Source organism: Dietzia alimentaria 72 (genome assembly GCF_000226215.1).
In the GTDB taxonomy this organism is placed as follows: domain Bacteria; phylum Actinomycetota; class Actinomycetes; order Mycobacteriales; family Mycobacteriaceae; genus Dietzia; species Dietzia alimentaria.
The window spans coordinates 201,904-227,735 of record NZ_AGFF01000023.1; the positions used below are offsets into that span (position 1 = coordinate 201,904).

Here is a 25,832-nt window from a genome sequence, read left to right on the forward strand (position 1 = left end):
GACGGGGAGCGGAAGACCGCTCACCGCGTTCGAGACCGGGAGGACCGCACCATGAGAGGTGACGAAGTCGCGCTGCTCGCCCACGAGGCGGTGCCGGAGTTCGACACCGGGGACACGGCCTGGATGCTCATGGCGGCATCCCTGGTGCTCCTCATGACCCCCGCCCTGGCGATGTTCTATGGCGGGATGTCGCGGCGGAAATCCGTGCTCAACATGATGATGATGTCGTTCGGCTCGATGGGCCTTATCGGCGTCATCTATCTTCTGTGGGGCTGGTCGATGTCCTACGGCAGCCAATCCGTTCTCGGGGTGTTCGCGAACCCGTTCGAGATGTTCGGCCTGGCCGGGGTGATCGGGAGCGTCGACGGCTGGCAGATGTCTGCTTCCGGGTCGTACCCGCAGGTGGTCGACGTGGCGTTCCAGCTCACGTTTGCGATCATCACCGTCGCACTGATCTCGGGAGCCGTCGCCGAACGGGTGCGATTCGGAACCTGGCTGTCCTTCGCCGGCGTATGGGTGACTCTGGTGTACTTCCCCTTGGCACACATGGTCTGGGGCGGGGGATTGCTCTCACACTCGGCCAGTGGGCTCGCGGCGATGATCTTTGGGACCACAAGCGATGGTGAGGGCGGGCTCACCGCCGCGGTGGCACCAGTCGACTTCGCCGGCGGGACCGTCGTCCACATCAACGCCGGCATGGCCGCACTCGTCCTGGTCCTGCTCATCGGCAAGCGTCTCGAGTTCGGCCGCACCGCCTACCGCCCGCACAATCTGCCGCTCGTCATGCTCGGTGCCGCTCTCCTGTGGTTCGGCTGGTTCGGGTTCAACGCGGGCTCCGCGTTCGGCGCGAACGGCGCGGCCGGCCTGGCGTGGGTGAACACCACTGCGGCCGCCGCAGCGGCGATGCTCGGCTGGCTACTGGCGGAGCGTATCCGTGACGGCCATGCCACCAGCCTCGGCGCCGCCTCCGGAGTGGTCGCCGGCCTCGTGGCCATCACCCCCGCAGCCGGTTCCGTCCACCCGCTCGGCGCGATCGCTCTGGGAGCGATCGCGGGCATTCTGTCCGCGCTAGCCGTGGGTCTCAAGCACCGCTTCGGTTACGACGACGCCCTCGACGTGGTGGGCGTGCACCTCGTAGCGGGACTGTGGGGGACCATCGCGATCGGACTGTTCGCCACAGGCACGTTCGGAACGGACGCGGGAGTGTTCTACTCGGCGGATGGCTGGCGGCTCCTGGTGGTTCAGATCGTGATCGCCGTGGCCGCCCTCGGGTTCACCGCCGTCATGACCGCGCTCGCCTGGGCGATCTGCCTTCCGCTCGGTTGGAGAATCAACAAGTCCGACGAGCAGGCCGGAATCGACGGCTCCCAGCACGCCGAGAGTGCCTACGAGGCCTCTACCAACTCGCTCATTCGCTGAACCGCCGTCAAAGGAGCACAGACATGAAACTCGTGACCGCGATCATCAAGCCGATCACCCTCCACGACGTCAAGGACGCTCTGGAACACGCCGGCGTCAACGGCCTCACCATCAGCGAGGTGCAGGGCTTCGGCCGACAGAAAGGTCACTCGGAGGTCTATCGGGGCGTCGAGTACGCCGTCAACCTCGTCCCCAAGATCCGGGTGGAGGTGGTGGTTGACGACACCACCGTCGACACCGCGGTGCGGATGATCGTCGACGCTGCCCGCACCGGCGAGATCGGCGACGGCAAGGTGTGGGTGACCCCAGTGGAGAACATCGTGCGGGTTCGTACGGGGGAGGCTGGTGGAGCCGCCATCTGACCGGCAGCCGGGGCGGATGGTCACGTCCGCCCCGACCGCGGGTGGTTCTCGCCGTGGTGAGAGAGTCCGGGTCGCTATTGCTCGGAGGCGGTCCCACGACACATCACGGGACCCGGGCCGATACGCTATGACCAGTTGTCGCCGACGACGCTGGAAGCCATTGGCTTCCGGGCCGCGAACCAGGGAGCTGTGACCGTGTTCGATTCCTTGTCCGATCGCCTGACAGGTGCGCTCAAGGACCTGCGCGGAAAAGGCCGGCTCAGCGATGCCGACATCGACGCGACGGCCCGCGAGATCCGACTTGCACTGCTCGAAGCGGACGTCGCTCTGCCCGTCGTCCGGACGTTCATCTCGCGGGTCAAGGAGCGAGCCAAGGGCGCCGAGGTTTCCGAGGCGCTGAACCCCGCCCAGCAGGTCGTCAAAATCGTAGACGCCGAGCTCACCGCGATCCTCGGCGGCGCCGCGCGGCGCATCGAGTTCGCCAAGCAGCCGCCCACGGTGATCATGCTCGCCGGCCTACAGGGTGCGGGCAAGACCACACTTGCCGGCAAGCTTGCCCATTGGCTCAAGCAGCGGGGACACACGCCACTGCTCGTGGCGTGTGACCTCCAGCGCCCCGGCGCCGTGGACCAGCTGCAGATCGTGGGCGAGCGGGCCGGGGTCCAGACCTTCGCCCCGCACCCGGGCACCTCGGTAGGTGGCGACGGTGCCGTGATCGGGGTCCAGGAGCCGGTGTCCGTGGCGCAGCGGGGTCTGGCCCACGCACGCGCGAAGATGCACGACGTCGTGATTGTTGATACCGCGGGAAGGTTGGGTATCGACGAGGAGATGATGGCTCAGGCCCGGGGCATCCGGGACGCGGTCCAACCACACGAGACATTCTTCGTCCTCGACGCGATGGTCGGTCAGGACGCCGTCGTGACGGCCGAGGCGTTCCGGGAAGGCGTCGGCTTCACCGGTGTCGTACTCACCAAGCTTGACGGCGATGCCCGCGGTGGTGCGGCGTTGAGCGTCCGTGAGCTCACCGGCACCCCGATCATGTTCGCCTCTAACGGTGAGAAGCTCGAGGACTTCGACGTCTTCCACCCGGAGCGGATGGCCAGTCGGATTCTCGGCATGGGCGACGTGCTCTCACTTATCGAGCAGGCCGAAACCGTCTTCGACGCCAAAGAGGCGGAGAAGACCGCGGCCAAGATCGGGTCCGGTGAACTGACACTCGAGGACTTCCTCGACCAGATGTTGATGATCCGCAAAATGGGCCCGATCGGAAACCTGCTCGGGATGCTTCCGGGTGGCAAAGAGATGAAGGCGGCAGTCGGGGACATCGACGAGAAGTACCTCGACCGCATCCAGGCGATCATCCGCGGCATGACTCCCGAGGAGCGGGCCAACCCCAAGGTGATCAACGGCTCCCGACGCCAGCGCATCGCCAAGGGCTCCGGCGTCACAGTGACCGACGTCAATCAACTCGTCGACCGCTTCTTCGAGGCCCGCAAGATGATGTCCCGGATGGCAGGCCAGATGGGCATGCCGGGCGCCGGTAACAAAAACCAGCGCAAGAACAAGAAGGGGAAGGGAAAGCGACGCGGTCCGACTCCGCCCAAGAATCGTGGCATGATGCCCGGCGGCATGCCGGGGATGCCGGGGATGCCGGGTATGCCGGCCGGAATGCCGGACCTGTCCCAGATGCCGGCCGGGCTGGATGAGCTCCCCCCGGGGCTGGAGGGCGTGGACCTCAACGACCTGAAGTTTCCCAAGCGTTGATCCACCGTCTTCTGGATCGTCCCGCCCGGTGCGCCGATTGGTGCCAGCGGCGGGCCGACGCTTAGACTGATGCGCTGGACGCCGTCATCGGTGGAACCCTTGGGCATGTCGTGTCCGGGTTCCGCGCCGACCGGCGGTCACCCGCAAGGCGAAACCGGGCCCCACAAATGGTGTGGGAGTCGCTGAATCGCCACGTGACCTGCAACAGAAAGTGAGACGCCCACATGGCCGTCAAGATCAAGCTCACCCGCCTCGGTAAGATCCGCAACCCCCAGTACCGGGTAGTTGTGGCAGACGCCCGCACCCGTCGTGACGGTCGCTCCATCGAGACCATCGGCCTCTACCGCCCCAAGGAGGAGCCGAGCTTCATCCAGATCGACTCGGAGCGTGCGCAGTACTGGCTCGGCGTGGGCGCCCTGCCGACCGAGGCGGTCGAGCAGCTGCTCAAGCTGACCGGTGACTGGCAGAAGTTCAAGGGTATCGATGGTGCCGAGGGCACCCTCAAGACCGCTGAGCCCAAGCCGTCCAAGCTGGACCTGTTCAACAAGGCACTCGAGGAGGCCCAGGGCGAGCCGTCGGCCGAGGCCATCACCACCAAGCGCAAGGCCGAGAAGGCCAAGAAGGCTGAAGAGGCCAAGAAGGCCGAGGATGAGGCCAAGAAGGCCGCCGAGGCAGAGAAGGCATCAGAGTCCGCTGAGGGCGAGTCGTCCGACGCCGAGACGGCTGAGGCCTGAGACAGATGAACGACATGGTCGTCGACGCCGTCGACCACCTCGTCCGCGGAATCGTGTCGGATCCCGACTCGGTCTCCGTCCAGTCGAGTGGTGGTAGGCGCGGCACCGTGATCCGCGTCGCCGTGGCGCCCGAGGACCTCGGGCGCGTCATCGGGCGCGGCGGACGAACCGCCTCGGCGATCCGCACGATCGTCTCCGCAGTCGCCGGGTCCGGTGTGCGGGTTGACGTGGTCGACACCGACCGCTGAATATCCCAGCACTGATAGACGTCGGTAACCGGAGGTAAGGAAATCATGGAGCTCGTCGTGGGTCGCGTCGTCAAAGCGCACGGCATCCGCGGGGAGCTCGTGGTGGAGGTGCGGACCGATTCGCCTGAGGAACGGTTCGCACCCGGTAACCGCTTTGTCGGCCGGATCGGCAAGGGACTGATGTCCTCCGACCGTGAGGTCACCGTAGAAGCCGCCCGGAGTCACTCCGGGCGGCTTCTCGTGCGTCTGGAGGGTATCGGCGATCGTGACGCGGCCGACGCGGCCCGCGGCATGCTGCTAATTGTGGACTCCGACTCGCTTCCGGACACGAATGACCCGGACGAGTTCCACGACCACCAACTCGTCGGCCTTCGGGTCCTCGACACCGCGGGAACCCGGCTCGGTGAAGTCACGGAGATCATGCACACTCCGGCCGGCGAACTCCTCGCCATCCGGCTGGAGAGCGGAACCGACGCACTGGTGCCGTTCGTCACGGAGATGGTCCCCGAAGTCGATCTCGAGGCCGGTACTTGCGTGATCGACCCGCCGGAGGGACTGCTCGACCTGGAAATCTCATGACCGAACTTGACGACGAGTCGCGTGACCCGCTCATGCGACTCGACGTGGTCACAGTCTTTCCGGAGTATCTGGCACCGCTGCATCTGGCGCTCCTCGGTCGCGCGATCGATCGAGGGATCCTCGAAGTCGGCATACACGATCTGCGCGACTGGACCCATGACGTTCACAAGGCGGTTGACGACTCGCCATTTGGCGGCGGACCGGGAATGGTCATGCGTCCCACTGTGTGGGGTGAAGCACTCGACGAACTCGTGCCCACGGCCATGAACGGTGAGGACGCCGCGCGGCCGCTGCTCGTCGTTCCGACCCCGGCGGGGCGGCCCTTCACGCAGGCTGACGCCCACCGGTACACGAAGCGGCGGCACCTTGTTTTTGCGTGCGGCCGATATGAAGGAATCGATCAGCGCGTCGTCGACGAGGCCTCCGTACGCATGGACGTCGAAGAAGTCAGCATCGGCGACTACGTCCTGATCGGCGGCGAAGTTGCCGTCCTCGTGATCGCCGAGGCGGTGGTCCGTCTCCTGCCAGGAGTCCTCGGAAATCGGCGCAGTCACGAGGAGGATTCCTTTTCCGACGGTCTGCTCGAGGGCCCCAGCTACACACGGCCCGAAGTGTGGCGGGACCGGGTCGTTCCGCAGATCCTCCGTAGCGGAGACCATGCGAAGATCGACAGGTGGCGGCGGGACGAATCGCTGCGCCGCACGGCTACGCGACGTCCGGACCTTCTGGACAAGGTCGAGTTGGACGCTCGCGACAAGGCCGCCCTCGCTGAATTCGGTTGGTCGGCGGATGACCTCTGATTTTGGTCGCGCGGACAGTCGGTGGCACACTAACGGGGTTGACCTAGCGGGTGCGTAGCGCACCCGCGGACGGTTGCGCTGATCCGGGGCACGAACCGGTCGACCCGCCGGAAGGTGGGCGCCAGGGTCCTCTGTCCTCATTCCTGACATGCAAGGAACACAATGAACAAGCTCGACTTTATCGATAACAAGTCCCTACGGGACGACATCCCGGCCTTCCGTGCCGGTGACACCCTCGACGTACACGTCAAGGTCATCGAGGGCGCCAAGGAGCGTATCCAGGTCTTCAAGGGAGTCGTCATCCGTCGTCAGGGTGGCGGAGTGCGTGAGACGTTCACCGTCCGCAAGATCTCGTTCGGCGTCGGCGTTGAGCGCACCTTCCCGGTGCACTCACCCAACATCGATCGCATCGACGTGCTGGTCCGCGGCGACGTGCGCCGCGCGAAGCTGTACTACCTGCGTGAGCTCCGCGGCAAGGCCGCCAAGATCAAGGAGAAGCGCTGATCGCGTAGAGCTGGCCGGACTCGGTCGCCTCAGGCGATCAGGGATCGACTACGCTCGTCCGGGTGAGCAGCACCGAATCACCTGGACATGACCCCGCCGAGCCGGGGCCCCGCACTGACGGGGCCCCGGCTCACGGCGTCGAGAAGAAGGGTCAGCCCTGGTACATCGAGATTCCCGTGCTCGTGGTGATCGCGCTGGTCCTGGTGTTCGTCTTCCAGACGTTCGTCGGTCGCGTCTACCAGATCCCCTCGGAGTCGATGGAGCCCACTTTGCATGGGTGCACGGGGTGCACGGGTGACCGGATTTTCGTTGACAAGATCTCCTACCTCCTCGGCGACCCCGAGCCCGGTGACGTTGTCGTTTTCGAAGGCCCGGACTCCTGGAACCAGGGGTATCAGTCGATTCGCTCGGACAACGCGATCGTCCGCACGCTGCAGAACATCGGGGGAGTCATCGGGATAGTCCCTCCCGACCAGAACGACCTCGTCAAACGTGTGATCGCTGTGGGCGGGCAGACCGTCGGAGGGTGTGCGCCGGATGGTGGTCTGCTGGTCGACGGTCAACCACTGGACGAGCCCTATCTCGAGGAAACGCCCTCGCCGGCACGAAACCCCCTCAACTGTGCTTTCGGCCCGGTCACAGTGCCTGAGGGCAATTATTGGGTGATGGGTGACAACCGCGGCAACTCCGCTGACTCCCGGTTCCACATGGGCGACGAGTTCCAGGGCTCGATCCCCGAGGAGAACATCATCGGGAAGGTCCAGGCGATCATTCTGCCGTTCAACCGGATCGGCACAGTCTCCTCACCGGTCATCAGCGGCGGGTGAGTCTGGTTCGGCCCGGACTGGAGCTGCCCGGCCGCGTCCGGGTGACCCGGAGAGGCGGAAGGCTGGCACTGGAGGCGGCACTATCCCGCCGCGGTCTCGGTCCCGTGGCCGGCGTGGACGAGGCGGGGCGCGGGTGTTGTGCCGGGCCGCTGGTGGTGGCCGCGTGCGTCCTCGGCGACCGATTGCACCCGGAGTTGGCGGATCTCGACGACTCGAAAAAACTTTCTCCGACCACTCGGCACCGACTCCACGACGCAGTTCTGCGGCGTGCGGTGGCCACGTCGGTGGTCGTGATCGACCCCGCTCGGATCGACGCGCGAGGGATCCACCGCTGCAACCTGGAGGGGATGCGTCGGGCGGTCGCGGGCCTGGATGCCGCTCCCGGATTCGTCCTGACCGACGGATTCGCAGTGGACGGGTTCGGATGTCAGTCCACATCGGTGATCGGGGGTGATGGCGTGGCCGCATCCATCGCCGCCGCGAGTGTCCTCGCGAAGGTGACGCGTGATCAGATTATGGTGGAGATTGACTCGCGCTACCCGGGATACGGGTTCGCCGCCCACAAGGGCTACGGCACCGCGCGTCACGTCAGGGCGATCGAGGAGCTCGGTCCCAGCGACATCCACCGAATGTCGTACGCCAACGTCCGTCGCGCCGCGCAGGCGCATTCGAGGAGCAACACGAGATGAGCGCCGAGGATCTGGAGAACTACGAGACCGAGATGGAGCTCTCGCTCTACCGCGAGTACCGCGACATCGTCGGGCAGTTCACCTACGTCGTCGAGACGGAGCGGCGTTTCTACCTCGCCAACGCCGTGGAATTGATTCCCCGGTCCGCTGACGGTGAGGTCTACTTCGACGTGCGGATGTCCGACGCCTGGGTCTGGGATATGTACCGACCTGCACGTTTCGTCAAGTACGTTCGAGTCCTGACTTTCAAGGACGTCAACATCGAGGAGTTGGACAAGCCGGAACTCCGCCTACCGGAGTAGCCCCGGAACCAATTCTCCACAACCTCCGCTGTCTCCACAGGCAGCCCCCGGCCCGGTCAGTATCACGCTGACCGGGCCGTTTGCGTCAGGCAGTGTGAGCCGCGGCGAGCCCGGACGGTCCGGGCTGGTCGGGGAGGGGCTCGCTATGGCGGGAATCAGGGCTGGAACGGCCGCCGGCGGGGGCGGTCTGGATCCGCGAGGACGGATCGGAGAAACAGGTGAGGAATACGCGGCCGGACTTTTTCGGGCGCGCGGCGGAGTGGTAATCGGCCGGAACTGGCGCTGCGCGTCGGGAGAACTGGATCTCGTGGTGCTCGATGCGGGAGGCCGGCTGCGATTCGTAGAGGTCAAGACCCGTACAGGTGTCGGCTTCGGCACACCCGCTGAGGCGGTGACAGAAGACAAGCGGCGCCGGATCCGGAAAGTCGCTCGCGAATGGTTGTCCGCACATCCGGGTGGCTGGCGTGAGGTCTGTTTTGACGTGGTCGGGGTGGATCTCTCCGATCCATCGCGGCCCCGGCTCGAGTTGTTTGAGGAAGTGTTCTAGGTGGCGCTGGGGCGAACGTGGGCGGTGACTCTGTCCGGGGTCGGTGGGCAGTTGGTCGAGGTCGAGGCGGATGTGGGCAGGGGCCTACCCGGAGTGAGCATCGTCGGCTTGCCGGACTCGGCCGTCCTCCAGGCCCGCGAACGGATGCGTGCCGCTGTGATCAACTCGGGCCTGACCTGGCCGGGAAGAAAGGTCGTTCTATCGCTGTCGCCGGCAGCGATACCGAAGCGTGGATCGGGGTTCGACCTCCCGCTGGCCGTGGGGACGCTCGCAGCGTCGGGCGAGTTACCGGGCCCGGGGTTCGACGAAACCCTGCTGGTTGGGGAACTCGCACTGGACGGTCGGGTACGACCGGTCAGGGGTGTGCTCCCGGCAGTTCTCGCAGCGAGAGAGGCCGGGTTGGTGCGGGCGATCGTCCCGGCCGAAAACTTGGCTGAGGCGCGACTCGTACGAGGGATCGACACGGCCGGAGTGGACTCGTTGGCGATGCTCGCGGCCTGGAGCAGGGGGTCCGGAAATCTGGTCGCACACGCGCCACCACCGCGCGAGGCGAAGGAGCGCGATCTGTCGGACCTGGCGGAGGTTCACGGTCAGGAAGATTGCCGTCGAGCCGTGGAGGTCGCGGCCGCGGGTGGCCACGCACTTCTCCTCCGCGGGGCGCCGGGAACGGGAAAAACCATGCTCGCGCGGCGGCTGCCGGGCCTGTTGCCCGATCTCGCCGAGTCCGAGGCACTGGAGACCACCGCGATCCTGTCGGTGTTGGGGAGGCTCTCCCCGGAGGATCCACTGCTTCGCAGACCACCCCTCGTGGCCCCGCATCACTCGGCGTCCATGGCCTCTCTCGTCGGGGGCGGATCGACGGTCGCCCATCCCGGGGCCGCCACCCTGGCTCATCGGGGTGTCCTGTTCCTCGACGAATGCGCGGAGTTTCCTAGTCGAGTCCTGGACAGTCTCCGGACCCCTCTCGAGGACGGGGAGGTCCGTATCGCCCGAGGGGGCAGGATCTGGGTGTTTCCTGCCCGCTTCCAACTCGTGCTGGCGGCGAATGACTGCCCGTGCGGCAGTGCGCGTCCGGACGACTGTGCGTGCACTCCGAACGCGCGTCGGCGATATGGCAAATCGCTCACGGGACCCCTTCGCGACCGTATCGACATTGCCGCACGGACCCTGCCGATGGGTTCCGGGATCCTCTCGTCGGGTGAGGTGGAGGACACCGCGCTGGTGAGGGCGAGGGTGTCGACGGCGAGGTCCGCTGCCGTCGAGCGGTGGGCCGCCTGCCCAGACGCCGCGGGCGCTCGATCGAACGCAGATGTTCCCGGGCGAGTGTTGCGAACGGGGTTGGGCCCGGGCAGTAGCGGGTCGCGCCTGCTTGACCGTGCGCTGGCCCATGGCGTGCTGTCCCCACGTGGTGTTGACCGGTGTCTGCGGTTGGCGTGGACGCTGGCAGATCTGGAAGGGGCCTGTGTTCCCAGCGAGGCGCACGTGTCGGAGGCTCTCGTGTTGAGGGGAGAAGACTGATGGGGGAATCGGAGACAGGAATGAACTGGGTGACGCAGGAGGAACGGGAGGCTTTCGCCTATCTGGGGGCGGTCACGGAGAGGCCGACCGCTCAGCTGTGGGACCTGGTGGACTCGGTGGGGCCGGTCGAGGCACAGGCGCTCATCCGCGCGGGCAGGGTGGTTGCGGAACTCGGCGCCCAATCCGAGTCACGTCGTGACCGGGTGGACGGTGCCCAACTGCTGGAGGCCGCCGCGGAAGTCGGGGCGCGGCTTCTGGTGCCGGGTGATCCAGGCTGGCCCGCCGCGGCCCTTGAGCCGCTTGATCGCCCCCGCGGTAGGCGGCGATCCAGCCAATCCGGGTTAGCGATCGCCCTCAGGCCACTCGGTCTGTGGTGGCGTGGTCCCGCGGATCCGGAGCGGATCCTGTCGCGGTCAGTCGCCGTGGTCGGGACCCGGGCGCCCACCTCCTACGGACGAGCCGTGACTGCTGATCTCAGTGCGGGCGTGTCTGCGGAGGGGTTCACCGTCGTCTCAGGTGGGGCGTTCGGCATCGATGCGGCGGCTCACCGTGCGGTTCTTGGGGTGGGCGGGTGCACTATCGCGGTCCTGGCGGGCGGCGTGGATCGTCTCTACCCACGGGGCAACGACGGGCTGCTGCGTGCCATTGCGGAGTCGGGAGCGGTGATCTCAGAACAGCCACCGGAGACCGGGGTGACCCGCTATCGGTTCCTCGACAGGAACAGAATCATCGCGGCTCTGGGTGCCTCCACCGTAGTGGTGGAGGCGGCGGCGCGCAGTGGAGCCCTGAGCACCGCAGCATGGGCTGATGCGATCGGACGGCCCGTGGGCGCGGTGCCCGGTCCTGTTACTTCGGTGGCCTCGGTGGGATGCCATCTGTTGATCAGGGACAGGGGTGCGGTTCTGGTCGGTCGCACGGCGGACGTGGTGGAACTCGCGGGCGATATGGGGGAGACCAGCCCACCTCCATCAGGGGAGGTCTCCTCCTGGGATGGGATCGACGACGTGACCCGGAGGATTCTCGAGGCACTCCCCACGTCAGGTGGCGCAGCTCCCGCTGAGATCGCGGCGTCCGCGGGAATCGCGCCAGCCACCACCAGAGCGGTCCTCGGTCGACTGATGTCGGCAGGGGCTGCGGTTCGCTGCTCGGAAGGCTGGCGTCGCGCCGGTGACGGAGGACTGCAGCTCTCACTAGCGGTCGACTGAGGTGATCCGACTAGCTCCAGCCGTTCTCGACGATGCCCCGGTCGGTGGTCTCGCTTGCACACTCAAGTGACACCAGTGACAATTGATTCTCATGGGACAGGAGCGGCGTGTCGGTCGGGGGGTACATGAACTCGCCGAGCCGCTAGAGGCGATTGTCGACGAGTTCGTCGAATACCTGCGGACCGGCCGATCCCGGTCCGTGGCCACCCTGCGTTCCTACCGATCAGACGTCCGTGGACTCCTCGCACACCTCACCGCGGGTGAGGAGGGCCCGTCCACCGCAGCCGATCTCGGAGTCGGGCTGACATTGCCCGCGCTTCGGGGTTGGCTGGCGGCCCAGGTCTCCGCTGGCGCCGCCAGGTCGAGCATCGCCCGGCGTGTGGCGGCGGCGAGATCCTTCAGCACATGGGCTGCACGATCCGGGCTGTTGCCGACGGACGTCGCGGCCCGACTCGAGGCGCCGCGGGCGCAGCGTCACCTGCCCGAGGTACTGGACGTCACTCAGGCGGCCGACACCCTCAGGACCACCGAACTCGGAGCCGAGCAGGGTGACCCGATCGCACTTCGCGATCGCCTGGTCGTTGAGTTGCTGTATTCCTGCGGAATCCGTGTGGCGGAACTCTGTGGGCTCGACGTCGACGATGTGGACACCACCCGACGCCTGCTGCTGGTGGTAGGCAAAGGCGACCGCGAGAGATCCGTACCCTACGGGGTGCCCGCGGAGCGGGCACTGACTGCGTGGATCACCGCCGGACGACCAGCAATCGCGGCTGATGACTCGGGGCCGGCGCTTCTGCTAGGGGCGAGGGGCGGAAGGTTGGACCCCCGTGCCGCCCGGCGGATCGTCAACGAGGTCACAGCCGCCACCCCGGGGTCGCCGCAGGTCTCGCCCCACGCCCTTCGACACAGTTCCGCCACTCATATGCTCGAGGGCGGGGCGGACCTGCGTCACGTGCAGGAGCTCCTCGGCCATTCCACGCCCGCAACTACTCAGATCTATACACACGTCTCCGCAGAGCGCCTGCGGGCGGCCTATCGGGGCGCGCACCCCCGGGCCTGAGCGCCGGGACACCCCAGGGGTCAGCGGGACCCGTCCCCCGGGAGTGTTGGTTTGAGCCGGATGGGCCGATTGTCGACTGACAACAGTTCCATGGGGTCGATGTAGTCGTCGTCGCTACGGGACGGCCCGCCCGAGGACCAACGCGCTCCCCAGTGCAGGCAGGCGTCCACCGGACAGCCGGGGTGCCCCGCCATCAGGTGCGCTACGGTCTCGCCGACTTGTACCGGCTCGCCCTCCCGAACCGTGGCACGGACGGGTTCATAGGTCGTACGGAGACCGCCTCCATGGTCGATCGATAACACCGGTCGACCCGCTACCGACCCAGCGAACACAACGGTCCCTGACGCCGGTGCAAGGACGGGCGCGAGAGGCAGGCCAGCCAGATCCACACCTCGGTGCCCGGCAAGCCACCTCTCGTCCGGCGGGTCAAACGGGGTCACCACTGTCAAACGTCCTTGTAGCGGCCCGCCTGGGATCGGGGTGGGGGGACGGGGATCTGCGGCGGTCACCGGGTTCACGAGCATGCCCACGACGAGGGTCGCTGATGCGAGGCCAGTGCGCCCTCGGGTTCTCGTGCATCGCTTGCGGACCGATATAGAAGCCATGGGGCCAGTCCACCGTAGTGACTCGGGATGCGACACGGGGTGCAGCTCGTCTGTGGATGGAGTGGACGACGATCCACAGACAAGTGATGCGAATTGCTTGTCGTGATCCGTCTGACGACAGGCCGCTTTGGAGGGTGGCCGCCGAGAGGATATGCTTCCGGGTGCGGTCGACTCTTCGTCGATCGACTTCGCGTGTCCCGCGGCCCTCTTCACAGAGGGTCGTGTCCGGGCCCCTGGGTGAAAAGCCCCGGCCTCCCGGACGTCGGACCAGCAGGTGCCCGCATTACGTGGGTCCGGCCCGACGCGGATACCAGGGCCTGAGACCACCCGGTCGAACGGCATAACCCGATCCAGATTCAGAAAGCGAGGACGAGGGCCTCGCGGTTCGGCTGCTTCCAAGCCGGACGAGCCCTCAACCCATCATGGCAGTTATCTCCATGAAGCAGCTGCTCGACGCAGGTGCTCACTTCGGCCACCAGACCCGTCGCTGGAACCCGAAGATGCGTCGGTTCATCTTCACCGACCGCAACGGCATCTACATCATCGACCTCCAGCAGACCCTGACGTATATCGATCAGGCGTACGAGTTCGTCAAGCAGACCGTCGCCCACGGCGGCACAGTCCTGTTCGTCGGCACCAAGAAGCAGGCCCAAGAGGCCATCGCTGAAGAGGCCGCCAAGGTCGGGATGCCGTACGTCAACCAGCGTTGGCTCGGTGGCATGCTCACCAACTTCCAGACCGTGCACCAGCGTCTTCTGCGTCTCAAGGAGCTTGAGGCCATGGAGCAGTCCGGTGGTTTCGAGGGACGCACCAAGAAGGAAATCCTCATGCTCACGCGTGAGAAGAACAAGCTTGAGCGCACCCTCGGCGGTATGCGCGACATGACCAAGGTTCCTTCGGTGGTGTGGGTCGTCGACACCAACAAGGAGCACATCGCGGTCGGCGAGGCCCGCAAGCTGAACATCCCGGTCGTCGCGCTGCTCGACACCAACTGTGACCCGGACGTCGTGGACTACCCGATCCCGGCGAACGATGACGCGATCCGCTCCGTCACCGTTCTCACCCGCGTGATCGCCTCGGCAGTGGCCGAAGGACTCAAGGCCCGCTCGCAGGCTGGCAAGGCAGCCACCGGCGAAGAGGCCGAACCCCTGGCCGAGTGGGAGTCCCAGCAGCTCGACGAGGTCACCGGTGCGGCTGCTGTCGAGGGGGCCGAGACCCCCGACGCCGAGACCCCCGTGGACGAGGTCACCGGCACCCAGTCCCTCGCGGCGGAGCCCCCGACCATCGAGGCCGCAACCGGCGAGGTCTCTGCCACCGAGGCCTGATCCATAGAACCGCTCGAGCACCATCGGGCCCGGCCGCCCATGATTCCCTCGCGGAATCTCCCGGGGGCCGGGCCCTAGGTGTCGGATCGGGTGGGTCGACGATCGCCGCAACCCGCACGACTAGGGTGAGGGCGACTGGGCCCGCCGACCGACGAGAACAACTTTCCGACAGATCACGAACCCCTTTAAGGAGGGTCGCCCCACCATGGCGAACTACACCGCTGCCGACGTCAAGCGTCTACGCGAGCTCACCGGCTCCGGGATGATGGACTGTAAGAAGGCTCTCGAGGAGACCGACGGCGACTTCGACAAGGCCGTCGAGGTCTTGCGCATCAAGGGTGCCAAGGACGTGGGCAAGCGCGCCGAGCGCACCACTGCCGAGGGCCTCGTCGCCGTCAAGGATGGCGTCATGATCGAGCTCAATTCCGAGACCGACTTCGTGGCCAAGAGTGCCGAGTTCATCGAGCTGGCCAACAAGATCGTCGCCGTCGCCGCCAGCAACCGCATCTCTGACCTGGACGCGCTCAATGCCGCCGACCTCGACGGAACCTCGGTTTCCGACGCGGTTGTGGCCTTCTCCGCCAAGTCCGGCGAGAAGCTCGTCCTGCGCCGCGTCGGTAAGCTCGACGGCCCGGTCGCCGTTTACCTCCACAAGCGCTCCTCCGACCTGCCGCCGTCAGTCGGCGTCCTGGTCGCCTACGAGGGCGTGGGTGAGGCCGCCGAGACCGCCGCGCGTTCCGCGGCGATGCAGATCGCCGCCCTCAAGGCGCAGTATGTCAACCGCGACGAGGTCCCGGCCGACGTCGTCGCCAAGGAGCGGGAGATCGCAGAGGCGACCGCTCGTGAAGAGGGCAAGCCCGAGCAGGCGCTGACGAAGATCGTCGAGGGTCGCCTCAACGGTTACTACAAGGACGTGGTCCTTCTCGATCAGGCGTCGGTGACCGACAGTAAGAAGACTGTCGGCGCGGTTCTGGACGAGGCCGGCGCCAAGGTCTCCGCCTTCCTCCGCTTTGAGGTCGGACAGGCCTGACCCTGCCCCTTCGCTCGCTTCGGCGTGCGGCTCACCGACGGCGGCATCCGGGAATCCCGGATGCCGCCGTCGGCGTTCGTTCGGCCTGCAGGGGCGCGCGTGCGGGCTCCGACGTGGAGGCCGGGAGAATAGGGCAGAATGGATGGGGTTCCATCTGGGGCCGCAGGACTTCCCGACGATTATGTCGGGGGCATTGACGCACGAGACGGGCGTGACCGTCCGGGACGAGGAGAGCAATGACCGACCCGCGGGACGGCTACAAGCGTGTGATGCTGAAGCTGGGTGGCGAGATGTTCGGCGGCGGAAGCGTGGGGATCGATCCCGACGTGGTGCAGTCCGTGGCCCGGCAGATCGCGGAGGTCTCCCGCACGGGAGTCCAGATCGCGATCGTGATCGGTGGCGGCAACTTCTTCCGCGGGGCCCAGCTCCAGCAGCGCGGGCTCGACCGGGCCCGGAGTGATTACATGGGCATGCTCGGCACGGTCATGAATTGTCTGGCGCTCCAGGACTTCCTCGAGCAGCAAGGTGTGTCGACCCGGGTACAGACGGCCATCCACATGGGACAGGTCGCCGAGCCCTACATCCCACTACGCGCCGAGCGACACCTCGAGAAGGGACGAGTCGTCATCTTCGGTGCTGGCATGGGAATGCCGTACTTCTCCACGGACACCACCGCCGCCCAGCGTGCACTGGAGATCAAGGCCGATGTACTGCTCATGGCCAAGGCCGTGGACGGCGTCTACTCGGATGATCCGCGAACCAATCCGGATGCCGAGATGTTCACCAGGATCGAACACCGCGAGTGCCTCGAACGTGGATTGAAGGTCGCCGACGCTACGGCGTTCAGTCTTTGCATGGACAATAAGATGCCCATCTTGGTCTTCAACCTCCTCACCGAGGGCAGCATCGCTCGAGCGATCGCGGGCGAGGAGATCGGCACCCTGGTTACCAGCCCGTAGTGCACCTACGGAGCCCGGACCACGCATCACCCCACCAGAACGAAAAGAGACAGTCATGATCGACGACACGCTGCTCGAGGCCGAAGAAAAGATGGAGAAGGCCCTCGATCACGTCCGGGACGAACTCTCCGCGATCCGTACGGGCCGTGCGAACCCGGGCATGTTCAATCGGGTGCTCTGTGAGTATTACGGAGTCCTGACGCCTATCACCCAGATGGCCGGCATCACGGTTCCCGAGCCCCGCATGCTCATCATCAAGCCGTACGAGATGTCGCAGATCGGCCCGATAGAAAACGCAATCCGCAACTCGGACCTCGGCGTGAACCCGACCAACGACGGCCAGGTACTCCGGGTGACTGTTCCGCAGCTCACCGAGGAACGTCGACGCGACCTGGTCAAGCAGGCCAAGGCAAAGGCCGAGGACGGGCGGATAGCCGTGCGCGGCGTGCGACGAAAGGCGATGGACGAGCTGAAGCGTATCGACAAGGACGGCGAAGCCGGCGAGGACGAAGTCAACGCGGCCGAGAAAGACCTGGACAAGCTCACCCAGCGCTTCGTTGGCGACGTCGACGAGATTGTCAAGACCAAGGAAGGCGAGTTGATGGAGGTCTGACCTCCGCCAGCTTCGCACCCACACGAGACTCGAGGATCACGCCGTGGACATCGCTCCCTCCGGCCCGCCCGGGCCCACCGCTGCGGCCACCGCCCCTCCATCGCGGGCGGGTCGAGACCTGACCCTGGCCATCCCGGTGGGCGTGGCCCTCGGCGCGCTCGTCGTGGCGAGCATCGTGTTCAATCCGCGAGCCTGGTACCTGGTCGCCGCCAGCGCCGTGGCGATCGGGACGTGGGAGGTATTCAAACGCCTGCGTCAGGCCCAGTTCAGTTTGCCGCTCATCCCACTATTGCTGGGTGGCCAGGCGATGGTCTGGTCGGGATTCTTCGCGGGCGCCGGGGGAGCTTTCGCAGCGTTCGCAGCCACATCCGTGCTGGTTCTGGTGTGGCGCCTGCTCATGGCCGGGCTGCAGACTGCTCCACAGCACTATCTGCGGGACGTCTCGGTGGCGCTGTTCGTCCTCGTGTGGATCGCGGTGCCGGGTTCGTTGGGAGCGATGCTGTCGGACGACGACCACGGCGCACAGCGGGTGGCCGCATTGATCGTGCTTGTGGTGTGCTCGGATGTGGGCGGTTACGCCGCGGGCGTCCTGTTCGGCAAGCACCCGATGGCCCCAGCGATCAGCCCCAAGAAGTCCTGGGAAGGGTTTGCAGGCTCGCTTTTTTTCGCCACGATCGGTGGTGCACTGGTAGTGGCGCTACTGTTCGATGACGCTGTGTGGAAGGGCATCCTTTTGGGGGTGCTGACCGTCTTCACGGCGACCCTGGGTGATCTCGTGGAGTCTCAGGTCAAGCGCGATCTGGGGATCAAGGACATGGGCACCATGCTGCCGGGTCACGGCGGATTCATGGACCGTCTCGATTCCGTGCTGCCCACTGCGGTGGTCGTATGGATAATCTTCACCTACGTCGTTCCGACCTAGGTGCGTTGGGTACGCGGTTAGTTCGAGCGGGCGCTGATTTTGCGCGCCTTACGTGCGCGCATGCGCAGCTGCAGGATCCGGAATCCTGCGAAGAGCGCCATGATGAGCGCGCCAGCGATCGCAGCGAACAGGATCAATACCCCCAGAGGGAGGGTGAACTCGACCCCGAGGTAGCCGACATCGGTCGGGTCGGTGTTCTGGGCGATGAAGATCAACACGAGGATCGTGACGAGCGCGCCAAGCACGAGTATCACCCACGCTGAACCCAGCTTTCCGCCGGCGCTGTCCGGAAGTGGCTCGGGACGGTGGTCTCGGTAGCCCGCGGGTGTGCCCTCAACCGGTACCGGTGCGGATGACGATGCATGCGTTCCATCCGGGGCGGGCACCGCGGCGGCCTCACCGGTGGTGTGGTCGGGATCAACGAATTCATGCGATCGTTTGGTCATGGGTGAACTGTATTCGCTCGGACGCGCTCGCGGCATCGGCTCGCGGTGTGTCGTACTGTCTCCTTTCTGACACAATGGCCGCATCATGGCTGAACCACTTCCCCTCGTCTTCGATGCGCCCCGTCGCGGGCTCCCACCTCGTCATTTCGCAGACCTCGATGCAGAGGGCCGTGCGGAGGTGATGGCCGAGCTCGGCGTACCCGCGTTCCGCGGTAAGCAGCTGGCAAACCAGTACTTTGCCCGCCTCGAGGCGGACACGGCCGAAATGACCGACCTTCCCGCGGGACTCCGCGAGCAGGTGGGCAACGAGCTCTTCCCGCCCCTGGCCTCGTCGCTCCGACACATCACCGCCGATGAGGGCACCACGCGCAAGACGCTGTGGAAACTTCACGACGGCTCGTTGGTCGAGAGTGTTCTCATGCGATATCCCGACCGGGCCACCTTGTGTATCTCCAGCCAGGCCGGGTGCGGCATGGCCTGTCCGTTCTGTGCCACAGGCCAGGGCGGATTGCAGCGCAACCTGTCTGCGGCCGAGATCCTCGAGCAGGTACGGGTGGCAGCCCGCTCCCTGCGGGACGGGGAGGTTCCCGGGGGGCCGGGACGACTGTCCAATGTCGTGTTCATGGGTATGGGCGAACCGCTCGCGAACTACAAGCGGGTTCTCACCGCCGTCCGGGGTATCGTCTCGCCGCCGCCGTCCGGTTTCGGGTTGTCCCAGCGTGCCGTCACGGTCTCGACCGTCGGTGTGGTGCCCGCGATTCATCGCCTCGCAGAGGAGGGGCTCCAGGTCACGCTTGCCGTGTCGTTGCATACTCCCGACGACGAGCTGCGGGATTCGCTTGTGCCGGTGAACAACCGCTGGCCGGTCTCCGAAGTCATGGACGCAGCTCGTCATTACGCCGACGCCACCGGTCGTCGGGTGTCGATCGAGTACGCATTGATCCGTGATGTGAACGACCAGACCTGGCGAGGCGAGATGTTAGGGCGACTTCTCTCGCAGCGTCTCGGGCCCATGGCCCACGTGAACCTGATCCCCCTCAACCCCACTCCGGGCAGCGAGTGGGACGCCAGTCCCAAGCATCAACAGGACGCGTTCGTCGATGCGGTCCGTGCGGCTGGAGTCTCGTGCACCGTTCGCGACACCCGTGGTCAGGAGATCGCCGCAGCCTGCGGCCAACTCGCCGCAGAGGAGTGAGCCGAGCCGGACACGACCGCTGGGACCTCGCGGCACCCGCAATTAGAGAAGGGCCACATCCCGGACTTAACGGGATGCGGCCCTCTTCAGGTCGAATCAACCTGCCAGGTCAGCGCCCAGCTGCCGACGTAATGGCGCCTGTAGCGGCGGAACCGGTGACCGCGTAGTGGTCAGACGGAACCAGGAAGACCCTGCTCTTCTCGGCTGTCTTGTCCTTCTTGGGGCGCAACGACCGGATCATCCAGAACGCGAGGATTGCGGCAATGACCACCAGCCAGATGTTCTCGGTATTGCCGACGTGGTTGCCGAAGAGCATGGCGAGCAGGAAGAGAACAAAGAATCCTCCAGCTGCCCAGCCCACCTTCGCGCTGTGCTGGTGCCATCCCCACTCGATCGAGGGCTCGTCGAGCGAGCTGATCCCCTCGACAACGATTTCTTTGCTGGTGTGGTGCCCGTCCGCGCTCATGCTCCCCGGTTCTCCTCACGGCTCGCTGGCAGCCCTGCGGGCCACCGACATCTCGCTCAGTTTGTCACACGCTGTGTCGTGCTCGACAGGTAACCCTCCGTGTCCTGCCCCACTGCGCGGCCACCGATGCTGCACGACGGGCCTCGGACGTGGACAATGGCGGTGTGACCACGCGTGTTCTCATCCTCGGCAGCACCGGCTCGATCGGTACCCAGGCACTCGAGGTGACCTCAGAGGCTGCCCACGACAGGTTCGAGGTGGTCGGCCTGGCCGCCGGCGGGGGCCGAGTGGATCTCCTCTGCGACCAGATCCGATCGACCGGCGTCGGGTTCGTCGCAGTCGCGGACCCGGGAGCAGCGGACTTCATCCGTACGCAATTCCCGGACGTGATGGTGTTCGACGGCCCAGATGCGGCAACGACGCTCGTTCGTGCCGTGGAGGCGGATGTGGTGCTCAACGGGGTCGACGGTTCGATCGGTTTGGGACCGACTCTCGCAGCCCTGGCCATCGGCGCGAGACTGGCGCTTGCCAATAAGGAGTCGCTTGTCGCCGGCGGTGCATTGGTGACTGGTGCGGCCGCACCTGGCCAGCTTGTTCCCGTCGACTCAGAGCACTCCGCCATGGCTCAGTGTTTGCGCGCCGGAACCGCCGATGAGGTGGAGAGTTTGCTGCTTACAGCCTCGGGAGGGCCTTTTCGTGGGATGACCCGCGATCAGTTGGCGGATGTCACAGCGGCGCAGGCTCTGCGTCATCCCACCTGGGCGATGGGACGGATGATAACGCTGAACTCGGCGACACTGGTCAACAAGGCACTCGAGTTGATCGAAGCGCACCTCCTCTTTGGTGTGCCGTACGAGAAGATCGACGTGACTGTGCACCCCCAGTCGGTCGTGCACTCCGCGGTGACATTCGTCGACGGCGCGACGGTGGCCAAGGCATCGCCCCCATCGATGAAGTTGCCCATAGCTCTGGCTCTGGGCTGGCCGGACAGGATTCCCGGCGCCTCGAAGCCACTGGACTTCACCCACGCGCACACGTGGACGTTCGAGCCGGTGGACGAGGTAACGTTCCCGGCGCTCTCGGTGGCACGGGCGGCCGGTGCTGCGGGTGGTCTGCTCACGGCGGTCTTCAACGCCGCCAACGAGGAGGCGGCACCGGCGTTCCTCGATGGCCGGATCGGGTTCACCGACATCGTGGACGTGGTGGCTGACACCGTGGACGCGGCGGACGAGTGGACCGCGGACCCTCGCGACCTGGACGATGTCGCGGCGGCAGAAACATGGGCACGGCGTCACGCCGCTGCACTCGTCACGGACAGAGAGGGCTGAGTCGTGCTGATCTTCGGAGTCGTCCTGTTCGCGGTCGGGATCATGCTGTCGATCGTGCTCCACGAGTTGGGTCACATGAAGGTGGCGCAGTGGTCAGGGATGAAGGTCCGGAGGTTCTTCGTCGGCTTCGGCCCCACCGTGTGGTCCACCAGGCGCGGGGGAATCGAATACGGACTCAAGGCGGTTCCACTGGGCGGATTCTGCGATATCGCTGGAATGACCGCGTACGACAAGTTGTCCCCGGAAGATGAACCGCGGGCGATGTGGCGTCAAGCCTGGTGGAAGCGGGTCCTGGTGCTTCTCGCCGGCCCGTTCATGAACATCGTGCTGGCCATCGCGCTCTTCTACACGGTCGCGCTCGGGTGGGGGCTGGTGAACCGAGACGTCCAGGAGATCCCGACTGACCGCGTGGCTGCCGTGGTGGGAGACACCTGCGCCGGTTCGGAGCGGTGCGGACCGGGTGAGGGCCCGGCCGGTGAGGCGGGAATTCTCCCGGGCGACCGGATCACCTCGATCGACGGGGTCGTCGTGGCGAGCTGGGCCGACCTGGCGGAGGTCGTCTCGGAGCGCCCAGGTGAGACCGTGCCGGTCATGCTGGACCGCGCCGGGGAGGTCGTGACGACGACGACCACGCTGACCTCGTCCACCGTCAACGGGCAAGCCACGGGCGCTATCGGTGTCAGGCTCTCCGAGGACGGCATTCCACGAGAGATCCTCGAAGACCCCGCGTATCAGAATGTGAACACCTACGACGCCCTGAGCGCGGTGCCTGCGACCATGGTCTTCACCCGCGACATGGTGGAGGCGACGTTCGAAGGCCTCATCTCGTTCCCGGCCAAGATCCCAGCGGTCGCCGCGTCGGTTTTCGGCGCCGAACGTGCAGACGACTCTCCTGTCTCAGTGGTAGGCGCCAGCTACATCGGGGGCCAGGCGGCCGAGCAGGGGGCATGGTGGTTGTTCCTGCTGTTCCTGGCCGGTCTCAATCTGTTCCTCGGTGCGTTCAACCTCGTCCCGCTCACTCCGTTCGACGGCGGACACATCGCGGTGGTCTTCTATGAGAAGATCCGGGACGCCCTACGGCGACTGCGTGGATTGGCTCCGGGTGGGCCGGCTGACTACGAGAAGCTCGCCCCAGTGACCATGGCCGTGTTCGTCCTCCTCCTCGGGGTCAGCGCGATCGTTATCGCCGCCGACTTCGTGAACCCGATCCTGCTCACCGGCTGACCCGCCGGCACACCCGTCTCGCGCACCCGACCGGTTACCCGGATAATGGCGGGTGGGACTCGCGAGCACCCGGCTGGCAGCCCCTACGGAAGGCCCTGAAGTGAACGACTCCTCCTCGATCCCTATCGGACTGGGTATGCCCGACGCGCCGCTACCCGCACTGGCGCCGCGCCGGAAGACCCGTCAGCTCTTTGTGGGTCAGGTGGGCGTGGGCAGCGATCACCCGATCTCGGTCCAGTCCATGACCACGACCAAGACCCACGACATCAACTCGACGCTCCAACAGATCGCCGAGCTCACGGCGTCGGGCTGCGACATCGTCCGCGTGGCCTGTCCCCGTCAGGAGGACGCCGATGCTCTCGCGACGATCGCCCGCAAGTCCCCGATCCCGGTGATCGCGGACATTCACTTCCAGCCCAAGTACATTTTCGCCGCGATCGACGCCGGGTGCGCGGCGGTGCGAGTGAATCCGGGCAATATCAAGGAATTCGACGGACGCGTGAAGGAGGTCGCCAAGGCGGCCGGTGACGCGGGCATTCCCATCCGGATCGGTGTCAACGCGGGCTCGCTGGATCCCCGTCTACTGGCAAAGTACGGGAAGGCCACCCCCGAGGCTCTGGTCGAATCGGCCGTGTGGGAAGCCTCGCTATTCGAGGAGTACGGTTTCGGAGATATCAAGATCTCGGTCAAGCACAACGACCCGGTGATCATGGTGGAGGCGTACCGCCAGCTCGCAGCAAAGACGGACTATCCGCTGCACCTCGGTGTGACCGAAGCGGGCCCTGCGTTCCAGGGCACCATTAAGTCAGCCGTGGCGTTCGGGGCGCTGCTCTCCGAGGGCATCGGTGACACGATCCGCGTCTCGCTGTCCGCGCCGCCGGTGGAGGAGATCAAGGTCGGAACGCAGATCCTGCAGTCGCTCAACCTGCGGCCGCGCAAGCTCGAGATCGTGTCCTGCCCGTCATGTGGTCGTGCGCAGGTGGACGTATACAAGCTCGCTGACGAGGTCACCGCAGGCCTCGAGGGCATGAGCGTCCCGCTGCGTGTCGCGGTGATGGGATGTGTCGTCAACGGGCCGGGTGAGGCCCGTGAGGCAGACCTAGGTGTGGCGTCGGGTAACGGCAAGGGCCAGATCTTCGTCAAGGGCGAGGTCATCAAGACCGTGCCCGAGGCCCAGATCGTGGAGACTCTCATCGAGGAAGCCATGCGTATCGCCGAGGAGATGGGCGAGCCCGTCGGCGAGGTCGGCGAGGGGCAAGGCCCCCAGGTCAAGGTCACGCGATAGGCCGTGTCCGACACGGCAGCGCCGGGAACCGGGGTCGACGGATGCCGGGAAGTCGGTCAGGGTGACTCGGTCGCTGTTCTGTCCGTACTCGAGGCCGACCCACTGGTCGCGGCGCCGGCTGCCGAGAAGTTTGCCAGTTCCGGAGTGCTGGCTGGCCCGGATGGTCGGTTTCTGACCCGTGGAAGCCCCGAGCGGTCGTTGGTCTTCGTGGGCAATTCAGTACTTCCGTTGCGGGGTGACATCACGGACCTGCGGACACTTGGCGACGCCGTGGGCACTCTCGGCACCGGACCTATGTCCGTTCACGGCCGTCGTGATCAGGTGGCGGCCCTCTGGCCCGCGCTCAGCGCTAGATGGGGCGAGTCTCGGGAGTACCGGGCCGCACAGTTCCTCATGGCTATGCGAGGTCCGGTCGACGCGGCGCTCGTCGTGCCGGGCATCCGGCCTGCGACGCTGCACGAGTTCGACCCGGTGCTGCTGGCTGCCGCGGCCATGTACCGGGAGGAGTTGCGGGCGGATCCGTTCGCCGTGGGCGGGGGGATACCGTTCCGGCGGCGGGTAGCCCGCTCGATCGCACGGGGGAGGACCTGGGTGGGGTGTGACGACGGCGAGGTGTTCTTCAAAGCCGATGTCGCGGCGATCACTCCGGCCGTCGCTCAGGTCCAGGGGGTGTGGGTGCATCCACGCCTCCGGGGTGAGGGTCTCGGTGCCGGCGGCACGGCGGCGGTCTGTGCCGCCCTCCAGTCTCGCGGGCTGATTCCCTCGCTCGTTGTTAACGCCAGCAATTCCGCAGCGCGAGCGGCGTACCGCCGGGTGGGCATGGTGGACGTGGTCGACTACGCGACAGTCCTGCTGTGACCGAAGGTAGGCGCGGCCAGCAGCCCGGGCGAGCTCAGCTGCCTGAACTTGACCTAGCCAGGTGGGGTTGCCCGTGCGACGGCACGAGCTGTTCGGGCCTATCCTGGATTCATGACAACCTCGACACGTCAGCCACTCGTCCCGGGTGAGCCCACCCCGATTCGGACAGTTCCCGCATCGATCCCGCGGCCGGAGTACGTCTGGCGCGATTCGGTCGACGAGGCCAACGGTGAAGCCTGGGTTCAGCCCCCCGAGGTGATCGAGGCGATGCGCGAGGCGTCGACCATCGCGGCCGATGCGCTAGCCGTGGCGGGTAGGGCCGTGGCGCCGGGCGCGACGACCGATGAGATCGACCGGATCGCTCACGAGTACATGCTCGACCACGGCGCGTATCCCTCAACGCTCGGATACAAAGCATTTCCCAAGTCCAGTTGTGTTTCGCTCAACGAGGTCATCTGTCACGGCATTCCGGACACGACGGTGATACAGGAAGGTGACATCGTCAACATCGACGTCACGGCCTTCAAGAACGGCGTGCACGGCGACACCAACGCCACCTTCGCCGCCGGCGAATTGAGCGAGACACACCGACTGCTCGTCGAGCGCACCAGGGAAGCCATGGAGCGAGGGATCAAGGCGATCCGTCCGGGCCGTGAGGTCAACGTGATCGGACGCGTGATCGAGTCATACGCTCGACGCTTTAATTACACTGTCGTTCGAGAATTTACCGGCCATGGCGTGGGCCCTACCTTCCATAACGGTCTGGTGGTGCTGCATTACGACGATCCGTCCAGGACTGAAATCCTGGAGCCGGGGATGACGCTCACCGTGGAGCCCATGATCTCGCTGGGTGATCCGGGCTTCGACGTGTGGGAGGACAACTGGACGGTCACCACCGCTGACAAGGCGTGGACCGCGCAATTCGAGCACACCGTAGTGGTCACGGACGAGGGGTACGAGATTCTCACGCTGCCGACCGAGTCCTGAGGCAACCGCTCCTGCGCGGCTGACATCTCGC

The 25,832-nt window shown here is 66.0% G+C and carries 29 protein-coding genes; 26 read left to right on the forward strand and 3 right to left on the reverse strand.

Annotated features, from left to right (window positions below):
* Positions 1-51 precede the first annotated feature (51 nt).
* The 15 genes from ON04_RS10345 (at position 52) to ON04_RS10415 (ending at position 12,558) form a co-directional block, all read left to right on the forward strand.
* Positions 52-1,419 carry an ammonium transporter gene (locus tag ON04_RS10345; protein WP_010541543.1) on the forward strand — a complete coding sequence of 456 codons (1,368 nt, stop codon included), beginning with the start codon at positions 52-54 and terminating at the stop codon, positions 1,417-1,419.
* A gap of 23 nt (positions 1,420-1,442) precedes the next feature.
* The gene (locus ON04_RS10350) at positions 1,443-1,781 is read left to right on the forward strand and encodes a P-II family nitrogen regulator (RefSeq protein ID WP_010541544.1); all 339 of its coding nucleotides are present in this window, start codon (positions 1,443-1,445) and stop codon (positions 1,779-1,781) included.
* A 195-nt stretch (positions 1,782-1,976) separates the two neighbouring features.
* Positions 1,977-3,545, forward strand: a complete 1,569-nt coding sequence (gene ffh, locus ON04_RS10355; protein ID WP_010541545.1) for a signal recognition particle protein — start codon at positions 1,977-1,979, stop codon at positions 3,543-3,545.
* 224 nt (positions 3,546-3,769) lie between these two features.
* The gene (gene rpsP / locus ON04_RS10360) at positions 3,770-4,279 is read left to right on the forward strand and encodes a 30S ribosomal protein S16 (protein WP_010541546.1); all 510 of its coding nucleotides are present in this window, start codon (positions 3,770-3,772) and stop codon (positions 4,277-4,279) included.
* A gap of 5 nt (positions 4,280-4,284) precedes the next feature.
* Positions 4,285-4,527, forward strand: a complete 243-nt coding sequence (locus ON04_RS10365) for an RNA-binding protein (protein ID WP_010541547.1) — start codon at positions 4,285-4,287, stop codon at positions 4,525-4,527.
* 45 nt (positions 4,528-4,572) lie between these two features.
* Positions 4,573-5,106: a ribosome maturation factor RimM gene (rimM, locus tag ON04_RS10370; protein ID WP_010541548.1), complete on the forward strand. Its 534-nt coding sequence runs from the start codon at positions 4,573-4,575 to the stop codon at positions 5,104-5,106.
* A 32-nt stretch (positions 5,107-5,138) separates the two neighbouring features.
* Positions 5,139-5,906, forward strand: a complete 768-nt coding sequence (gene trmD / locus ON04_RS10375; protein ID WP_029458208.1) for a tRNA (guanosine(37)-N1)-methyltransferase TrmD — start codon at positions 5,139-5,141, stop codon at positions 5,904-5,906.
* A gap of 162 nt (positions 5,907-6,068) precedes the next feature.
* Positions 6,069-6,410, forward strand: coding sequence for a 50S ribosomal protein L19 (gene rplS / locus ON04_RS10380; RefSeq protein WP_010541550.1), 342 nt, complete (start codon positions 6,069-6,071; stop codon positions 6,408-6,410).
* A 62-nt stretch (positions 6,411-6,472) separates the two neighbouring features.
* Positions 6,473-7,237 (forward strand): signal peptidase I, encoded by a 765-nt coding sequence (lepB, locus tag ON04_RS10385; RefSeq protein WP_010541551.1) that lies wholly within the window; start codon positions 6,473-6,475, stop codon positions 7,235-7,237.
* Positions 7,234-7,926, forward strand: a complete 693-nt coding sequence (locus ON04_RS10390; protein WP_010541552.1) for a ribonuclease HII — start codon at positions 7,234-7,236, stop codon at positions 7,924-7,926. Before lepB ends, ON04_RS10390 begins: the two co-directional genes overlap by 4 nt.
* On the forward strand, positions 7,923-8,228 hold the full coding sequence (locus ON04_RS10395; RefSeq protein ID WP_007632861.1) for a DUF2469 domain-containing protein: 306 nt from the start codon (positions 7,923-7,925) through the stop codon (positions 8,226-8,228). Before ON04_RS10390 ends, ON04_RS10395 begins: the two co-directional genes overlap by 4 nt.
* Positions 8,229-8,373: 145 nt before the next feature.
* On the forward strand, positions 8,374-8,775 hold the full coding sequence (locus ON04_RS10400) for a YraN family protein (protein WP_010541553.1): 402 nt from the start codon (positions 8,374-8,376) through the stop codon (positions 8,773-8,775).
* Positions 8,776-10,293: a YifB family Mg chelatase-like AAA ATPase gene (locus tag ON04_RS10405; protein WP_010541554.1), complete on the forward strand. Its 1,518-nt coding sequence runs from the start codon at positions 8,776-8,778 to the stop codon at positions 10,291-10,293.
* Positions 10,294-10,313: 20 nt separating this feature from the next.
* Positions 10,314-11,498, forward strand: coding sequence for a DNA-processing protein DprA (gene dprA / locus ON04_RS10410; RefSeq protein WP_033444252.1), 1,185 nt, complete (start codon positions 10,314-10,316; stop codon positions 11,496-11,498).
* A gap of 91 nt (positions 11,499-11,589) precedes the next feature.
* The gene (locus ON04_RS10415; RefSeq protein ID WP_010541556.1) at positions 11,590-12,558 is read left to right on the forward strand and encodes a tyrosine recombinase XerC; all 969 of its coding nucleotides are present in this window, start codon (positions 11,590-11,592) and stop codon (positions 12,556-12,558) included.
* A 20-nt stretch (positions 12,559-12,578) separates the two neighbouring features.
* Here the strand turns inward: ON04_RS10415 and ON04_RS17290 are convergent, their stop codons facing one another.
* Positions 12,579-13,505, reverse strand: coding sequence for a M23 family metallopeptidase (locus ON04_RS17290; RefSeq protein WP_337998989.1), 927 nt, complete (start codon positions 13,503-13,505; stop codon positions 12,579-12,581).
* 80 nt (positions 13,506-13,585) lie between these two features.
* Here ON04_RS17290 and rpsB point away from each other — a divergent pair, with 80 nt between their 5' ends.
* From rpsB to ON04_RS10440, 5 genes are all read left to right on the forward strand, one after another.
* Complete coding sequence (gene rpsB, locus ON04_RS10420; RefSeq protein ID WP_010541558.1) at positions 13,586-14,488, forward strand: 30S ribosomal protein S2; 903 nt, start codon at positions 13,586-13,588, stop codon at positions 14,486-14,488.
* Between the two features lie 205 nt (positions 14,489-14,693).
* Positions 14,694-15,518 carry a translation elongation factor Ts gene (gene tsf / locus ON04_RS10425; RefSeq protein ID WP_010541559.1) on the forward strand — a complete coding sequence of 275 codons (825 nt, stop codon included), beginning with the start codon at positions 14,694-14,696 and terminating at the stop codon, positions 15,516-15,518.
* Positions 15,519-15,754: 236 nt separating this feature from the next.
* Positions 15,755-16,477 carry a UMP kinase gene (pyrH, locus tag ON04_RS10430; RefSeq protein ID WP_010541560.1) on the forward strand — a complete coding sequence of 241 codons (723 nt, stop codon included), beginning with the start codon at positions 15,755-15,757 and terminating at the stop codon, positions 16,475-16,477.
* A gap of 55 nt (positions 16,478-16,532) precedes the next feature.
* The gene (gene frr / locus ON04_RS10435; RefSeq protein WP_010541561.1) at positions 16,533-17,090 is read left to right on the forward strand and encodes a ribosome recycling factor; all 558 of its coding nucleotides are present in this window, start codon (positions 16,533-16,535) and stop codon (positions 17,088-17,090) included.
* Positions 17,091-17,133: 43 nt separating this feature from the next.
* Entirely contained in the window at positions 17,134-18,012 is an 879-nt protein-coding gene (locus ON04_RS10440) for a phosphatidate cytidylyltransferase (protein WP_010541562.1), read from the forward strand.
* 17 nt (positions 18,013-18,029) lie between these two features.
* On the opposite strand, the gene ON04_RS10445 is transcribed toward ON04_RS10440, so the two are convergent.
* Positions 18,030-18,458: a LapA family protein gene (locus tag ON04_RS10445; RefSeq protein ID WP_010541563.1), complete on the reverse strand. Its 429-nt coding sequence runs from the start codon at positions 18,456-18,458 to the stop codon at positions 18,030-18,032.
* A gap of 85 nt (positions 18,459-18,543) precedes the next feature.
* Between ON04_RS10445 and rlmN the strand changes: the two genes are divergently transcribed.
* Entirely contained in the window at positions 18,544-19,653 is a 1,110-nt protein-coding gene (gene rlmN, locus ON04_RS10450) for a dual-specificity RNA methyltransferase RlmN (protein WP_010541564.1), read from the forward strand.
* A 109-nt stretch (positions 19,654-19,762) separates the two neighbouring features.
* On the opposite strand, the gene ON04_RS10455 is transcribed toward rlmN, so the two are convergent.
* Positions 19,763-20,119 (reverse strand): DUF2631 domain-containing protein, encoded by a 357-nt coding sequence (locus ON04_RS10455; protein WP_010541565.1) that lies wholly within the window; start codon positions 20,117-20,119, stop codon positions 19,763-19,765.
* Positions 20,120-20,283: 164 nt separating this feature from the next.
* Here ON04_RS10455 and dxr point away from each other — a divergent pair, with 164 nt between their 5' ends.
* From dxr to map, 5 genes are all read left to right on the forward strand, one after another.
* The gene (gene dxr / locus ON04_RS10460; protein ID WP_141564735.1) at positions 20,284-21,447 is read left to right on the forward strand and encodes a 1-deoxy-D-xylulose-5-phosphate reductoisomerase; all 1,164 of its coding nucleotides are present in this window, start codon (positions 20,284-20,286) and stop codon (positions 21,445-21,447) included.
* Between the two features lie 3 nt (positions 21,448-21,450).
* Positions 21,451-22,671: a M50 family metallopeptidase gene (locus ON04_RS10465; RefSeq protein ID WP_010541567.1), complete on the forward strand. Its 1,221-nt coding sequence runs from the start codon at positions 21,451-21,453 to the stop codon at positions 22,669-22,671.
* A gap of 136 nt (positions 22,672-22,807) precedes the next feature.
* Positions 22,808-23,956: a flavodoxin-dependent (E)-4-hydroxy-3-methylbut-2-enyl-diphosphate synthase gene (gene ispG / locus ON04_RS10470; protein ID WP_050815333.1), complete on the forward strand. Its 1,149-nt coding sequence runs from the start codon at positions 22,808-22,810 to the stop codon at positions 23,954-23,956.
* A 3-nt stretch (positions 23,957-23,959) separates the two neighbouring features.
* A complete protein-coding gene (locus ON04_RS10475; protein WP_010541569.1) occupies positions 23,960-24,814 on the forward strand; it encodes a GNAT family N-acetyltransferase in 855 nt (284 codons plus the stop codon).
* A gap of 111 nt (positions 24,815-24,925) precedes the next feature.
* A complete protein-coding gene (gene map, locus ON04_RS10480; RefSeq protein WP_010541570.1) occupies positions 24,926-25,801 on the forward strand; it encodes a type I methionyl aminopeptidase in 876 nt (291 codons plus the stop codon).
* Positions 25,802-25,832: the final 31 nt, after the last annotated feature.